Genomic DNA, 13,420 nt, shown 5'->3' with positions numbered 1-13,420 from the left:
TTTTGGTTTTTTTATTTTTAAAGTCCAATTCTTATGAGAATTGGACTTTAACTTTATGAATGAAATATTTGATTTCCTTTCATTCCTACCCATATATCTGATTGTTCCATTTCACTAGCTATTCTTAATAACCAGTCTTCTCTTCCTTTTGGTGCCATGAATTGAACACCTAATGGCAATCCATTTACAGTTAAGTGGATAGGAACGGAGATTGCTGGTTGACCAGTAAGATTAGCTAATTGTGTAAATGGTGTATAAGTTAGACTTGGTTCAAACATTTCATAAACGAGCTTTTGTTGTTCAAATTTATTTAGCGTAGATATTTTTAAAAGCTCTGCTATTTCTTTTTCGGAATGGGTTAATTCTCCTACTTGTGGAGCTGAATAAGCCGTCGCCGGTGTCAGGTATAAATCATAGCTTTCATGAAATTGTGCCATTTGCGCCGCGGCTACATCCCACTCGGCAATACTTTGTGTAAATTCCGCTGCTGTAACAGATTTACCTGCAACCGTTAGTACCCATGAAACGATCTCCATGTCGCTTGCAGTAATCGCTCTCCCTAATGCTTTTTCCATTGAATCTACCATACCGGCCATTTCACCATTATTCATGATATAATAATTTTCCATTAAACGGATGCCGTCGACATTGTTCTTTTTTTCTTCCACAATATGACCTTGTTCTTCTAGCCATTGAACTGTTTTATATACCGCGTGTTTTGCTTCCTCACAGACTGGTGTTCCCACCGGTGATTCCGTTGTGAAAGCTATTCGAAATTTTGGGTTGGTTCGCTTTGTGATTTCATTTAAGAAGCTACCCGGAAATAATGGCGTCTGAAATGCAGCCTCAGGCTGTACTGTTTGTAAAACATCTAAAAGCGCGGCGCTGTCACGAACGGAGCGAGATAAAACGAAATCAATGGATGCACCTTGCCATTGGCGGCCAACACCCGGGCCAACCGGTGTACGTCCCCTTGTCGGTTTCAAACCTACAAGACTTGTAAAAGATGCCGGAATCCGAATTGATCCTCCGCCATCGCTTGCACCTGCAATCGGAACGATTCCGGCAGCTACACTTGCAGCCGCGCCACCACTTGAACCACCTGATGAATAATTCGTATTCCATGGGTTTCGTGTCGGTCCATGGATCTCTGGTTCTGTTATATTTTTTAACCCAAATTCCGGCGTATTCGTATGACCGATAAATAGAAAACCTGCTTTACGAAGTCGTGCTACAAAATTTGAGTCCCTTCTTGCAATATTATCTAAAAACAGCTTTGATCCTGATGTAAGTGGTTCACCTTCCACTGCTTGTGAAATATCTTTTAAAACGATAGGAACTCCTGCAAAAGGCTGTTCCCCAATATGTAAATCGTCCATTTCTTCTAACACTTTTTCTTTACGTGTACGCACCACGGCATTTAATTGCGGGTTTACCTCTTCGATTCGATTATATGCCGCTTCTACCAATTCCTTTGGCGATACTTTTTTCTTTTTTATTAATTCAGCCAAACCAATCCCATCTTCTGAAATATACGAATGCTTGTCCATTTCTCCACCTCTTAATTCATAGTTCTTCAATTATTTTCTAATAGAAACTAACAATTTACAAATCATTTATTTCTCACATTTAATTACAGTCAAAAATAAAGCAGTGAAATCAAATTCTATTTGAACTTCACTGCTTCGGATAGTTTATTATTGCAGTTCCACATTCCTTGTTTCTTTTCCTAAAAAGAGAACGGATGCAGCTCCAATTAATACTGATATACAGAAAATCGTAAATATGATTGTAAATGAAATATTTTGCTCAACTAGATACGGAACTAATAACGGCCCAAGAATACCTCCGACGCGTCCAAAAGACGTAGCCATTCCTGTACCTGTTCCCCTAATTTTTGTTGGGTATTGTTCAGGCGTATAGGCATATAATGCACCCCATGCTCCAAGATTGAAAAATGATAATAGGATTCCTGAAATAATTAATAAAGATAACGTACCGGCTGTACCAAATAAATAGGCGCTTAATGCTGTACCGATTAAATAAACAACAAGAACAAATTTTCTACCAACTTTTTCAATAAGCCATGCTGCTGTAAAATATCCCGGTAATTGGGCAAGAGTCATGATTAACACATATTCAAAACTCTTTATCATACTGAAACCTTTCATTACCATCACACTTGGTAACCATAGGAACATTCCGTAATATGAAAATACTACACAAAACCAAAGTATCCATAACATAAGGGTTGTTCGAGTATACTTTTTTGACCAAACCGCTGTAATGCTTTGAATAATTGTTGGCCGTTCTTTCTTTTGTATCGTTACAAAACGATCTGAATCTGGTAAGTGCAGTCGCAAGTATAATGCATAGAACGCGGGAATAACACTAATTAGTAAAGCAATTTGCCAGCCAAAGTGCGGAATGACAAAATAAGAAATAATGGCAGCAATCAACCAGCCAAAGGCCCAAAAACTTTCTAATAATACGACAATTCTTCCTCGTTTTTCAGTAGGTACACTTTCTGATACAAGTGTTGAAGCAACTGGCAGTTCTCCCCCAAGCCCCATTCCAATAAGAAAGCGTAAAATTAAAAAAATCGAAAAAGAGGTTGTGAATGCTGATGCTCCGCTCCCTAACGAAAATAATAATAATGTAATAATAAAAACATGCTTTCGTCCAATTCGATCCGCTAGTAATCCGAAAAGAAAAGCACCCACAGCCATACCGATAGAATTGATACTCCCAATCCATCCCATCTGCCCGACGGTTAAATCCCAATCCACCTTCAAAGCAGCGATAATAAATGAGAGCATTCCCACATCCATCGCATCAAACATCCATCCTAATCCGGCAATCCCTAGTAGTTTTTTGTTAGAAATCTCATTTTTACTTACCATTTTGTCCTCCGGTTTTCCATATTAATAGTAGTTTACCCCTTTTATTCTATCTACATAAAATCGGTAAATCCACATAAATATTAACATGTGTCTTTACACTTGTCACCACCTTTTTTATTCATCATTTATTGCTTCACTCCGTTCCAGTGACAGAGAATCTTTTCTATTTGCTCTATTTTTATGATAAAATGCATGTAGGAATTGACGAAAATAAAGAGATGGAGCCGTGAGATGTCTGATTACAAAATTATTTTTTTAGATATTGATGGAACAGTGCTAAGACCAGATGATCAAATTGAGAACTCAACGAAAACAGCGATTGCGGAAGCTCAACAAAAGGATATCGAGGTATTTCTTGCAACAGGGCGTCCGTTACATGAGATTTCGGATATTGCAAAAGAATTACATATTGATTCGTACATTGGCTATAACGGTGCATATGCAATACATAAAGGAAAAGACGTATTAAAAGAACCAATGAAAACGAGTACCGTAAACCGCTTTTTAACAATTGCGGAAGAACAAGGAAACGAAATGGTTCTGTATACGAATAAAAAGAATCTTTTCACATCAATGGAAGACCCTGAAGTACAAAAGTTTATGAAAATTTTTCATATGAATAAAAACGAGCGATATTCTTCAGAAAATCTTGATCCAATACTTGGCATCACATTAATAAAGTTGAGTGAAAATGATCCCCTTCTTTATGAAAAAGTAGATAATTTACATTTGTCACGTGTAAATGTAAATGGATTAAATCATTGTTTTGATGTCATTCGAGATACTGTTAATAAGGGATTTGCTGTTACTCAAATACTGGAATATTTGAATATAGATAAGGAATCTGCGATCGCCTTTGGTGATGGCATGAATGATAAAGAAATGTTATCGGTTGTTGGTGAAGGTTTTGCAATGGGGAATGCTGATCCGAATCTTTTTGCCTATGCAAAGCATAGAACGACTGAAGTAACTAATTCGGGAATATACAATGGGTTAAAAACGCTTGGTATACTAAGATAGCCCTATTATTTGAAAAGTTTAAGAGAAAAGGATAAGTAAAATGGAGAAAATTATCATAGTTGGCGCAGGAATTTTAGGAGCTTCGACCGCTTACCATTTAGCAAAAGCGGGCACTGAAGTGATTGTCATTGATAAGAACGATGAAGGTCAGGCAACAGACGCTGCCGCTGGCATTGTTTGTCCTTGGCTTTCCCAGCGGAGAAATAAGGCATGGTATAAGCTTGCTAAAGGTGGAGCAAAATACTATCCTACCTTAATTGCGAGTTTAGAGAGAGATGGAGAAACTGATACTGGTTATGCACGAGTTGGGGCTATTAGCATCCACACAGACACAGAAAAATTATCTGCGATGGAAAAGCGTGCGATAAAAAGAAAAGTAGATGCACCAGAAATCGGTGAAATAACAGTACTTAATCATGAGCAAACAAAAGCATTATTCCCTCCTCTTGCTGACGGCTACAGTTCCGTTCATGTTAGTGGCGCTGCAAGGGTCAATGGACGAGCATTACGTTATGCATTGCTAAGAGGGGCCACTAAACATGGGGCAGTAATTATATCCGGCAATGCTAGTTTACTATGTAAAGAGAAAGAAGTTACGGGAGTTATTGTCGATAAAAAAGAAATTACTGCAAATAAAGTAATCGTCACAGCAGGAGCATGGGCAAATCAAATCATCGAACCACTTGGTATACAGTTTCAAGTTACATCACAAAAAGCACAAATCATGCATCTACAAATTCCTAATGAAAGTACAAGTAATTGGCCGGTCGTGATCCCTCCTTCTGATCAATACATACTTTCTTTCGAAGATCAACGAATTGTTATCGGGGCAACCCATGAAAATAATGTAGGGTTTGATACACGTGTTACTGCCGGAGGGTGTTATGAGATTTTAAATAAAGCTTTACAAATTGCACCTGGGCTTGCAGATTGTTCAATACTGGAAACACGGGTCGGTTTTCGACCATTCACCCCCGACTTTTTACCTGTCATTGGACCTCTTCCAGGGTTTTCCGGAATTCTCGTTGCCAACGGTCTCGGTGCATCCGGTTTAACGATGGGACCTTTTATTGGCTTGCAATTAGCTAAGTTAGCACTTGGTAAGGAACTAGATATTGAACTTAGTCATTATGATGTGGCAAGTGCGGTTTGCAAATAGCCTATCCTATCTTAAGGATAACTAGCAAACGTTTTTCATATATATTTCAAGGGATGGTAATGCATATTCAATAAGAAAGGAGTTTCAAATGACTCAAGAAAAACAACAATGGTCTTCAAAACTTGGTTTTATTTTATCCTCTGCTGGTGCTGCGATAGGATTAGGTGCGATATGGAAATTTCCTTATGTAACTGGAATGAGTGGGGGCGGAGCTTTTTTTCTCATCTTTGTTATTTTTACATTAATTATTGGACTCCCCCTTCTTATTTCTGAATTCATCATTGGACGTGGATCAGGTAAAGAAGCAATTAGTGCGTATAAAGTGCTGGCACCTGGAAGCCCATGGAAATGGGTTGGCAGAATCGGTGTCCTTGGCTGTTTCTTATTATTATCGTTTTATAGTGTTGTCGGTGGCTGGATCATCATTTATAGTGGATTATCTATTCCGGGAAAGATTATTGAAGAAGGAACGAAGTACCCGGATCTCTTTGGAATGATTACAAGTAGTCCACTAATTTCTATTGGTGGATTAGCTCTCTTTATTTTAATTAATGTTTTCGTCATTTCGAACGGAATTCAGAATGGAATAGAGAAAGCAAATAAATATATGATGCCTATCCTTTTTATCTTTTTTATTGTCCTTGTCGTTCGATCAGTCACATTAGACGGGGCATTGGAAGGAATTCGCTTTTTTTTAAATCCTGATTTTTCAAAAATAACAGGTGAAGCTGTTCTATATGCACTTGGTCAATCTTTTTTCTCATTAGCTGTTGGATTCTCCTGTATGGTCACATATAGCTCATATTTAAAAAAGGATGTGAGCATACCAGCATCAGCTACTTCTGTTGTATGGATGAATATTTTTGTCTCTTTACTTGCAGGTTTAGCCATTTTTCCGGTTGTTTTCGCTTTTGGATTAGAGCCAACTGAAGGACCGGGCCTACTATTCATCGTATTGCCAACAGTTTTTTCACAAATGCCATTAGGCCAATTATTTTTATGTTTGTTTTTAATTTTATTTTTATTTGCAACCTTAACGTCATCATTTAGTTTATTAGAAATCATTGTTGCCGCCTTTACTTCAAATGGAAAACATTCAAGGAATAAAGTTTCATGGATTTCCGGTTTAATTGTATTCCTTGCTGGCATACCTGCCGCACTATCTTTCGGTCCATTGAAGAATAGTAAATTATTTGATAAAACGGTTTTCGATGCTACTGATTATCTTGTAAGTAATATTTTGCTACCGATTGGTAGTATGCTCATTGCTCTATTTATCATTTATCGAATGGATCGCTCGCTTGTTAAACAAGAATTTTCATTAGGTAATTCCCTTTCCTCAACCTGGTACAATTCTTGGAGAATACTAATGAAATGGGTTGTTCCTATAACCATTATTCTCGTATTTTTAAGTTTAATTGGCTTTTTTGGAGATTAATTTAATGACAATTGTAACTGGACTTTCTGTTAGGAAGTCCGTTTTTTTTGTATATTTAAAAAGGAAACTTAACTCCGATGGCGAATATAATTTGTTAAGGGGGTTGATGTGATGCATACAAATAAAGTATTAGAAATACGTTGTACCAATCCAAATTGTAAAACTTGGTTTCCTTCACCATTCACACATGGGAATTTAAACGGATTTAATGTAAACGTTTTCAAAGGGTTGAAAGCTCAATGCCTAATTTGTGGAAAAATGGTGTCAGGCACCATTAAAAATGTCCGCATTCGAACTGTTAGTGATAATCTTCGATTCGATAAAACCTCATAAATGAAACGAGGCAGTCTCTCATTAAGTAGTTTTGAGAGGCTGCCTTTTTTGTTTTTATCATTATCAAATTCTATAGATTTAATTTTAATGGTTGCCGTTCTCCACTAATTGACCAAACCATTGAGTGGACATCCCAGGCGTAATACGAATACGATGAAGTGTATACATCCCCTGCTCACTAGACGCCGCTCCCGGTTCAGTTGTCACCCCCATTTTATACCCTGACTGTTCTGCATACGTTTTTGTTACTTCATTATAGCGACCTACAGGATAACAGATAATACTTGTTTCTTGGTCCAATAATTGATCAAATAATTGTTTCGAACGAGTTAGATCATCTAATTGTTGTGAGTCTGATAAACGAGGTAATTCTAAGTGATTAAATGTATGGCTTTCGATCGATATACCATTTTGATTCATTTCTTTCATTTGCGCTTCAGTTAAGTGATTTTTTTTATCAATGTATTTTCCAATCATAAAGATTGTTGCTTTTAAACCATATTCTTTTAAGATCGGATATGCATCTATGTAATTATCCTCGTATCCATCATCAAATGTAATAAAAACCGTTTTTTCGCTTGGTTTTTTATTTTCGGTTAATACGATGTACGCCTCCTCCGGTGTAAGAGTGTAATATCCATTATCATGGAGCCATTTCATATGTTCTCTAAATTCTTCCCGCGGCACACGTAAACTATTTCCTGAAGAAATACTATGATACATAAGGATAGGGATACGAGCAGGTGCATCTACATCAATCCAAGTAGACGTATCTATTTCTTGAGAATCAACTGTTTCAGGAATTTCTACATCCTCGACTTTCGGCTTTTCATTTGTTATCGGTGTTTGCTTTACATCTTTCTTTGGTATTTCCGCCTCTGCCTTCATTGTACAACCAGATAAAACGACAATTAGTAACATAAAGACAAATAACACGCTATATTTCTTCATAATTCTCCCACTTTCTCACTATCTACCAATCTATTATACATGAAAGTAATTTTTGTGAAATAAAAAAGTGAGTAAAAATTACTAACAATTCTAAAATACAATGCTTTTATAGGTATAGTTTTTCAAGGACAACCCTCAATTATTCCCATTGTCAACTGTTATAAATTAGCAGTTTTTAATATTTAAAATTTTATTTTTAATTTATTCATATTTTACTTTGACAGATAGAGTAATTTACTGTAGTATTACTCTATCAGATAGAATAATCATTATTGCGGAAGGTGACTTATGATTAGAAGTGACATTATCCGTGGACATTTAGATTCGATCATTCTCTGTTTGATTTTGGAAAAAGATCAATACGGATATGAAATATCTAAACAAATCAGTCTACGTACCGAAAATCGATTTCAAATTAAAGAAGCGACCCTTTACGCGGTCTTTCAAAGATTAGAAAAGAGAGAACTAATTGAATCTTATACAGGTTCGATTACTCATGGAGGAAAAAGAAAGTATTACCGAATTACAACGTTAGGAAAGGCATTTTTAAAGGAAACGGTAAAAGAGTGGCAGGAAACAAAGGAAATTGTCGATCTATTTTTGGAGGGATTACAGTGCGAAAAATAAAAGACCATGTGGATGAGTTATTCAAAAAAATTCCTGATAGTGAACAGAAAGAACTCGTCAAACAGGAAATTTTGGATAACCTCGAAGAAAAGGTATACGATCTTATGGCACAAGGCAAAGAAGAGGAGGATGCGGTTAATAAAGCCATTATTGAGTTTGGAGATATTGATGAAATTGAAAAGGAACTAGGTATCAATAAACCAGTAAAGAAAAATATGTCTAAATTAGACCTTGGTTTTTCGATTTGGGGAAGCATCCTAATCATTGCTTTATTTATTTTTATCAATTTTTACTATACTCCAAATACGATTTGGTTTGTCTATCCTACATTCGGTGTCCTTTGGTGGCCGTTAAGTATGTTCTATAGATGGTTACGTCAAAAATAAGGGAGACAAAAACATGCGCAAACAGGATGTGATTTCTGCTTGGTTAGGAAGCATCATTAGTATTTTATTTTTTATTATTGTTAATTTCTTAACCAGCCCTAATTACCTTTGGTTTATTTATCCTTCTTTCTTTCTATTGCTTTGGCCGTTAAGCATGCAATCTTTTAAATATGGAAACTATAAAATCCACTCGGTTATTGTGAGTACTTTAATTATTTTCTTTTTGCTTGCGATTAATTATCTTCACAGTCCTGAACATCCGTGGATATTATATGTATGGTATCCAATTATTTGGTGGCCGCTTCTTATGCTTTTAGAAAAGAAAAGAACTACAGTCTCATTAGGAATTGTGGCAAGTATCGTTACGATTGTCTACTATTCATTTTTAAACATAATAATATCGCCTGGTTACCCGTGGGCCATTTATCCAATCTTTGCAGTCTTATGGTGGCCTATGGCATTATACTACACAAAAGAGAAAGACTACTTTAAATTTTCCATTTCGGCGAGCGTGTTAATCATTTTATTTTTTATAACAGTAAATATGGTTTCCTCCCCGCATGAAATATGGGCTGTTTATCCGACATTTGTAACACTGTGGTGGCCATTAAGTATGTATCATTACTATTACCGTTTTCGCACAAAGTAATATTAAAATTATCGTCTGATAAAAAGTGAAGCAAAGAACCTAAAATCATTTATTAAGGAAGGTGTTTCTATGGGAAAGCATTCAAAAAATAGTCTACGTGATTGGAAGAAAAAATTAGCGTCATTTGAACGGCCGAGGTTATCGACCAGTGTTGGGCAGGTGGTTACATCGGTTGGTCCATTCCTTATTTTGTGGGTGTTAGCATATTTTAGTCTAAATATATCCTTTTGGCTGACACTTTTATGTGCTATTCCGGCAGCTGGATTTTTAGTTCGCACATTTATCATTTTTCATGATTGTACACATTATTCCTTTTTCAAAAATCGCAGAGCGAATGAAATTGTTGGAATAGTTACGGGATTGTTTACATTTTGTTCATATGAACAATGGAAACATAGTCATTCCCTCCATCACGCAACGAATGGACATTTGGATAAACGTGGTGACGGAGATGTATGGACAATGACATTACAAGAATATGCGGGAGCTTCAGTTCTTAAACGGGTATGGTATCGCATCTATAGAAATCCATTCATTATGTTCATCATCGGACCGTTGTATCTCTTTTTAATCTCGTACCGTTTTAATAGAAAGAAAGCTACGAAAAAAGAAAAAAGGCATGTGTGGATGACAAATATTGTTTTACTTTTTGTTGTGCTAGTTCTTGGATTTACACTAGGATGGAAAGCTTTTTTATTAGTGGAATTACCTATATTTTATATTGCTTCATTTGGAGGCGTTTGGTTATTCTATGTACAGCATCAATTTGAGGATGGATACTTCGAAAGTGGTGAAAACTGGGACTATGTTGAAGCAGCCCTTAAAGGAAGCTCCTATTATAAACTTCCGAAACTTTTACAATGGTTCTCAGGGAATATTGGATTTCACCATGTGCACCATCTAAATTCTCGTGTACCAAATTATTATCTTGAAAAAGCCCATAAAAGTGATCCAAGTCTTCAAGATGTACCGACATTAACGTTATGGACAAGTTTGAAGTCCCTTACCTTTAAACTATGGGATGAAAAATCCAAAAGATTCATCGGAAACCGCGAAATCCACCGCTTTATTCGCGGATAACATTTAATATATTAATAAATTAGTAGGCTGACCAATTTGTAAAAAACAAATCGGTCAGCCTACTTTTTTCATAATATTACTTCAAAATCCTCGAAAAAGTCCTTCTGTGGAAGACAAATGTCCAAACTCGGTGCCTGACACCTAAGTAACACCTAAATTAGTAGATGGAAAAGGCTGCTGTCTTTGTTTAGTTCGGTGAATGGGAAGCCTTTTTTCTTCATTCGTTCGATGAGGGATTGGTAGTCTTGGCTTCGTTTTAATTCGATGCCGACGAGTCCTGGGCCGCTTTCTTTATTGTTCTTTTTCGTGTATTCGAATGTTGTTATATCATCGTCCGGTCCTAGAACATTATCTAAAAATTCCCGCAGTGCTCCTGCCCTTTGTGGAAAGTCCACGATAAAGTAATAGAGTAAGCCTTCATGAATGAGCGATTTTTCTTTGATTTCTTGCATTCTGCCAATATCGTTATTTCCTCCACTAATGACACAAACGATGGATTTCCCTTTGATTTGCTCTTTATAATAATCAAGTGCGGCAATTGGCAGTGCCCCTGCTGGTTCGGCTACGATCGCATGTTCATTATATAATTCTAAAATGGATGTACAAACCTTCCCTTCCGGAACAGGAATAATATCATCTACTAATCGATTACAGATTTCAAAGGTTTTTTGACCTACACACTTTACCGCGGCACCATCAACAAATTTATCGATATGGGAAAGTGTATGTACAGACCCATTTTGGATGGATGCCTTCATGCTTGAAGCCCCACTAGGTTCCACTCCAATCAGCTTTGTTAAAGGAGTGACACTTTTTATGTATGTACTAATTCCGGACATTAATCCTCCCCCGCCGATACTGGCGAAAACATAATCAGGTGCTTCTTCCACATCATTTAAAATTTCGACAGCAACCGTTCCTTGACCGGCAATGACATTTTCGTCATCAAAAGGATGAATAAATACCCTTCCTTCTCGATCCGCACATTCATAGGCACTTGCTGATGAATCATCAAATGTATCCCCGGTAAGAACCACTTCAACAAATTCTCGACCAAACATTTTCACTTGGTCAATTTTTTGTTTAGGAGTCGTTTGCGGCATAAAAATTTTTCCATGTATACCTAAATCACGACATGTATAGGCTACTCCTTGGGCATGATTCCCAGCACTTGCGCAAATCACGCCTTTTTCCCGCGCAACATTTTCAATCGATTTGATCTTATAATAGGCACCTCTAAGTTTAAATGAACGAACAAATTGTAAGTCTTCTCTTTTTAAGTACACATTACATTGATACTTTTCTGATAATCGTTCATTTTTTTGTAATGGTGTATGCGCCACAATATCTTTTAGCTGTTGATACGCAATGAGAATGTCTTCCACTTGTACTGTTTTTGCTTTCACCATTTCTTGACTCATCCTTTTACCTTCCTTCTGCAGAATTTTCCTATAATTTTTACATTATAGCACTTTAAATCAAGAAATTAAATACAAATTATCTAAATATTCAGATGAAAGCGTTATCATTTTTTAAAATTAAAAAACAACGCTAAAGAATGCTTACCTTAATAATTCGTTTACTGATTTACGGGATTCTAGTTAAGGGATAAATCACATAGACAAATTGCCGATTTTCTATTACTTTTACACATTTGTCCACTCGAAACTGTTCTAATTTACATAATTTAAAAGTGGATATCTTAAATATGATCTAATTTATTCAGAAGGGGTGTTAAGTATGGACGGAGCCGGAATGGGCTTTGCTTTGATCGTAGTGTTGTTTATTCTTCTTATCATTGTGGGTACTTCTTATATGGGAGGCGGTTATGGTTATTAATAACCGCAGATACCAAAGGTGAGTAATAGAGATAACCGGATTTTGATAAAGCAGTTTTGTTATAAGGAATATCTGATAAATCGCTTGTATGAATTGTTCGTTTTGTTAAGTATTGTTTATCTTTTTAAGTATTATAATTGCCATAAATATTTTATTTACATTGGAGGTGATTACATGTCTTTTCATGGTAGACCCATTCATTGTCCTCCAAGATATGTGGTGCGAGATTTTTACACTCCAAGGATCGTTCCATATATTCATCCTGTCGTGCATATAAATCGCCAAAATATAGTGAATGTTCCACGTCACATTTATCGACCAGTAACAAGAAATGTAGTTGTTGATCCAGGATACCCTAGACGTTGTTGTTGGTAAATTTAAAGGTTAAAATATTTTATACTTTTTGATAATATTTCCTAACACCAAAAAACAATGACTACATTTATATGTAAGCTCCTTATTTGTTAATCTAGAATAAAAAATTTATTAAGCCTTCTAGGAAAAAATGTTTATACGAAGTAAACTTACTAACAAATAAAGCCACTACTTTTAAGGTGGCTTTATTTGTTTACATAATACCTAGAAAGGATTTTAGGTTTTTTCTTTAAAAATTATTTATAAAAAACTTTATCTATATTATATTTCGCTTGTTCTTTATTAATAATATACGTTTCGTATATTTCACGTTCCATTGGATCTTCGACATAGATAACAGCGATTTTTTGTACTTCATCTCGATGTTTTTTAATCGCAGATACATTATCATCAAAATGCTTTGTTACCCTTTGACGGAGCTTTCTAGCTTTTCCGACAAATAAAAGTTCGTCTTTACTGTTATAAAAAAGGATGATTCCACCTTTTTCTCTTGAAATTTGTCGAAAATCTGTAAAACCGTATTCACTACTGATTTTATGATCTTTTACATCCTCTAGTGGTTTCTTTTTCGTAATAATTACATCAGCTTTAGGTATATCGATTTTTATCATTAATGTCACTTCCCATTTTGAATTGAATATTCATTATAGCATAAGTAAA

15 protein-coding genes are annotated in these 13,420 nt (G+C 35.8%); 10 read left to right on the top strand and 5 right to left on the bottom strand.

Features of this window, described 5'->3' with window-relative positions; genetic code table 11:
• Positions 1–53: 53 nt before the first annotated feature.
• Positions 54–1,550, bottom strand: a complete 1,497-nt coding sequence (locus MKY81_RS15105; RefSeq protein WP_341118205.1) for an amidase — start codon at positions 1,548–1,550, stop codon at positions 54–56.
• Positions 1,551–1,697: 147 nt separating this feature from the next.
• Positions 1,698–2,903 carry an MFS transporter gene (locus MKY81_RS15100; RefSeq protein ID WP_066229516.1) on the bottom strand — a complete coding sequence of 402 codons (1,206 nt, stop codon included), beginning with the start codon at positions 2,901–2,903 and terminating at the stop codon, positions 1,698–1,700.
• A gap of 231 nt (positions 2,904–3,134) precedes the next feature.
• Between MKY81_RS15100 and MKY81_RS15095 the strand changes: the two genes are divergently transcribed.
• The 4 genes from MKY81_RS15095 to MKY81_RS15080 all read left to right on the top strand — a co-directional run bounded on the left by MKY81_RS15095 (position 3,135) and on the right by MKY81_RS15080 (position 6,853).
• Positions 3,135–3,923 carry a Cof-type HAD-IIB family hydrolase gene (locus MKY81_RS15095; RefSeq protein WP_107920265.1) on the top strand — a complete coding sequence of 263 codons (789 nt, stop codon included), beginning with the start codon at positions 3,135–3,137 and terminating at the stop codon, positions 3,921–3,923.
• 40 nt (positions 3,924–3,963) lie between these two features.
• Positions 3,964–5,082 (top strand): NAD(P)/FAD-dependent oxidoreductase, encoded by a 1,119-nt coding sequence (locus MKY81_RS15090; RefSeq protein WP_341118200.1) that lies wholly within the window; start codon positions 3,964–3,966, stop codon positions 5,080–5,082.
• Positions 5,083–5,170: 88 nt separating this feature from the next.
• On the top strand, positions 5,171–6,520 hold the full coding sequence (locus tag MKY81_RS15085; RefSeq protein ID WP_341118198.1) for a sodium-dependent transporter: 1,350 nt from the start codon (positions 5,171–5,173) through the stop codon (positions 6,518–6,520).
• 111 nt (positions 6,521–6,631) lie between these two features.
• Positions 6,632–6,853, top strand: a complete 222-nt coding sequence (locus tag MKY81_RS15080; protein ID WP_107920262.1) for a hypothetical protein — start codon at positions 6,632–6,634, stop codon at positions 6,851–6,853.
• Positions 6,854–6,937: 84 nt separating this feature from the next.
• Here the strand turns inward: MKY81_RS15080 and MKY81_RS15075 are convergent, their stop codons facing one another.
• Entirely contained in the window at positions 6,938–7,804 is an 867-nt protein-coding gene (locus MKY81_RS15075; RefSeq protein WP_445663931.1) for a polysaccharide deacetylase family protein, read from the bottom strand.
• Between the two features lie 288 nt (positions 7,805–8,092).
• On the opposite strand from MKY81_RS15075, the gene MKY81_RS15070 reads away from it, so the two are divergent.
• From MKY81_RS15070 to MKY81_RS15055, 4 genes are all read left to right on the top strand, one after another.
• Positions 8,093–8,431 carry a PadR family transcriptional regulator gene (locus MKY81_RS15070; RefSeq protein ID WP_341118196.1) on the top strand — a complete coding sequence of 113 codons (339 nt, stop codon included), beginning with the start codon at positions 8,093–8,095 and terminating at the stop codon, positions 8,429–8,431.
• Positions 8,419–8,817, top strand: coding sequence for a permease prefix domain 1-containing protein (locus MKY81_RS15065; protein WP_066229538.1), 399 nt, complete (start codon positions 8,419–8,421; stop codon positions 8,815–8,817). Before MKY81_RS15070 ends, MKY81_RS15065 begins: the two co-directional genes overlap by 13 nt.
• 13 nt (positions 8,818–8,830) lie before the next feature.
• The gene (locus MKY81_RS15060) at positions 8,831–9,466 is read left to right on the top strand and encodes a hypothetical protein (protein WP_341118194.1); all 636 of its coding nucleotides are present in this window, start codon (positions 8,831–8,833) and stop codon (positions 9,464–9,466) included.
• A gap of 69 nt (positions 9,467–9,535) precedes the next feature.
• The gene (locus MKY81_RS15055) at positions 9,536–10,546 is read left to right on the top strand and encodes a fatty acid desaturase (protein ID WP_066229544.1); all 1,011 of its coding nucleotides are present in this window, start codon (positions 9,536–9,538) and stop codon (positions 10,544–10,546) included.
• Between the two features lie 152 nt (positions 10,547–10,698).
• Here MKY81_RS15055 and ilvA read toward each other — a convergent pair whose 3' ends face one another.
• Complete coding sequence (gene ilvA, locus MKY81_RS15050) at positions 10,699–11,967, bottom strand: threonine ammonia-lyase IlvA (protein ID WP_066229547.1); 1,269 nt, start codon at positions 11,965–11,967, stop codon at positions 10,699–10,701.
• A gap of 334 nt (positions 11,968–12,301) precedes the next feature.
• Between ilvA and MKY81_RS15045 the strand changes: the two genes are divergently transcribed.
• Together MKY81_RS15045 and MKY81_RS15040 are read left to right on the top strand one after the other, a co-directional pair.
• Positions 12,302–12,385, top strand: a complete 84-nt coding sequence (locus tag MKY81_RS15045) for a YjcZ family sporulation protein (protein ID WP_162492896.1) — start codon at positions 12,302–12,304, stop codon at positions 12,383–12,385.
• A gap of 174 nt (positions 12,386–12,559) precedes the next feature.
• Entirely contained in the window at positions 12,560–12,760 is a 201-nt protein-coding gene (locus tag MKY81_RS15040; protein WP_084347529.1) for a hypothetical protein, read from the top strand.
• Between the two features lie 236 nt (positions 12,761–12,996).
• Here MKY81_RS15040 and MKY81_RS15035 read toward each other — a convergent pair whose 3' ends face one another.
• Positions 12,997–13,371, bottom strand: a complete 375-nt coding sequence (locus MKY81_RS15035) for a nucleotide excision repair endonuclease (RefSeq protein WP_066229550.1) — start codon at positions 13,369–13,371, stop codon at positions 12,997–12,999.
• Positions 13,372–13,420 lie beyond the last annotated feature (49 nt).

It is taken from the genome of Heyndrickxia sp. FSL W8-0423 (assembly GCF_038009395.1).
GTDB lineage: Bacteria > Bacillota > Bacilli > Bacillales > Bacillaceae_C > Heyndrickxia > Heyndrickxia sporothermodurans.
The sequence above is the reverse complement of the archived record's forward strand: the minus strand, read 5'-3'. Positions and strand labels throughout refer to the sequence as shown.

What these genes read in the sequence shown, in the direction of transcription:
- MKY81_RS15105 (WP_341118205.1), bottom strand. Translation starts at nt 1,550, where the DNA reads ATGGACAAGCATTCGTATATTTCAGAAGATGGGATTGGTTTGGCTGAA.
- MKY81_RS15100 (WP_066229516.1), bottom strand. Translation starts at nt 2,903, where the DNA reads ATGGTAAGTAAAAATGAGATTTCTAACAAAAAACTACTAGGGATTGCC.
- MKY81_RS15095 (WP_107920265.1), top strand. Translation starts at nt 3,135, where the DNA reads ATGTCTGATTACAAAATTATTTTTTTAGATATTGATGGAACAGTGCTA.
- MKY81_RS15090 (WP_341118200.1), top strand. Translation starts at nt 3,964, where the DNA reads ATGGAGAAAATTATCATAGTTGGCGCAGGAATTTTAGGAGCTTCGACC.
- MKY81_RS15085 (WP_341118198.1), top strand. Translation starts at nt 5,171, where the DNA reads ATGACTCAAGAAAAACAACAATGGTCTTCAAAACTTGGTTTTATTTTA.
- MKY81_RS15080 (WP_107920262.1), top strand. Translation starts at nt 6,632, where the DNA reads ATGCATACAAATAAAGTATTAGAAATACGTTGTACCAATCCAAATTGT.
- MKY81_RS15075 (WP_445663931.1), bottom strand. Translation starts at nt 7,804, where the DNA reads ATGAAGAAATATAGCGTGTTATTTGTCTTTATGTTACTAATTGTCGTT.
- MKY81_RS15070 (WP_341118196.1), top strand. Translation starts at nt 8,093, where the DNA reads ATGATTAGAAGTGACATTATCCGTGGACATTTAGATTCGATCATTCTC.
- MKY81_RS15060 (WP_341118194.1), top strand. Translation starts at nt 8,831, where the DNA reads ATGCGCAAACAGGATGTGATTTCTGCTTGGTTAGGAAGCATCATTAGT.
- MKY81_RS15055 (WP_066229544.1), top strand. Translation starts at nt 9,536, where the DNA reads ATGGGAAAGCATTCAAAAAATAGTCTACGTGATTGGAAGAAAAAATTA.
- ilvA (WP_066229547.1), bottom strand. Translation starts at nt 11,967, where the DNA reads ATGAGTCAAGAAATGGTGAAAGCAAAAACAGTACAAGTGGAAGACATT.
- MKY81_RS15045 (WP_162492896.1), top strand. Translation starts at nt 12,302, where the DNA reads ATGGGCTTTGCTTTGATCGTAGTGTTGTTTATTCTTCTTATCATTGTG.
- MKY81_RS15040 (WP_084347529.1), top strand. Translation starts at nt 12,560, where the DNA reads ATGTCTTTTCATGGTAGACCCATTCATTGTCCTCCAAGATATGTGGTG.
- MKY81_RS15035 (WP_066229550.1), bottom strand. Translation starts at nt 13,371, where the DNA reads ATGATAAAAATCGATATACCTAAAGCTGATGTAATTATTACGAAAAAG.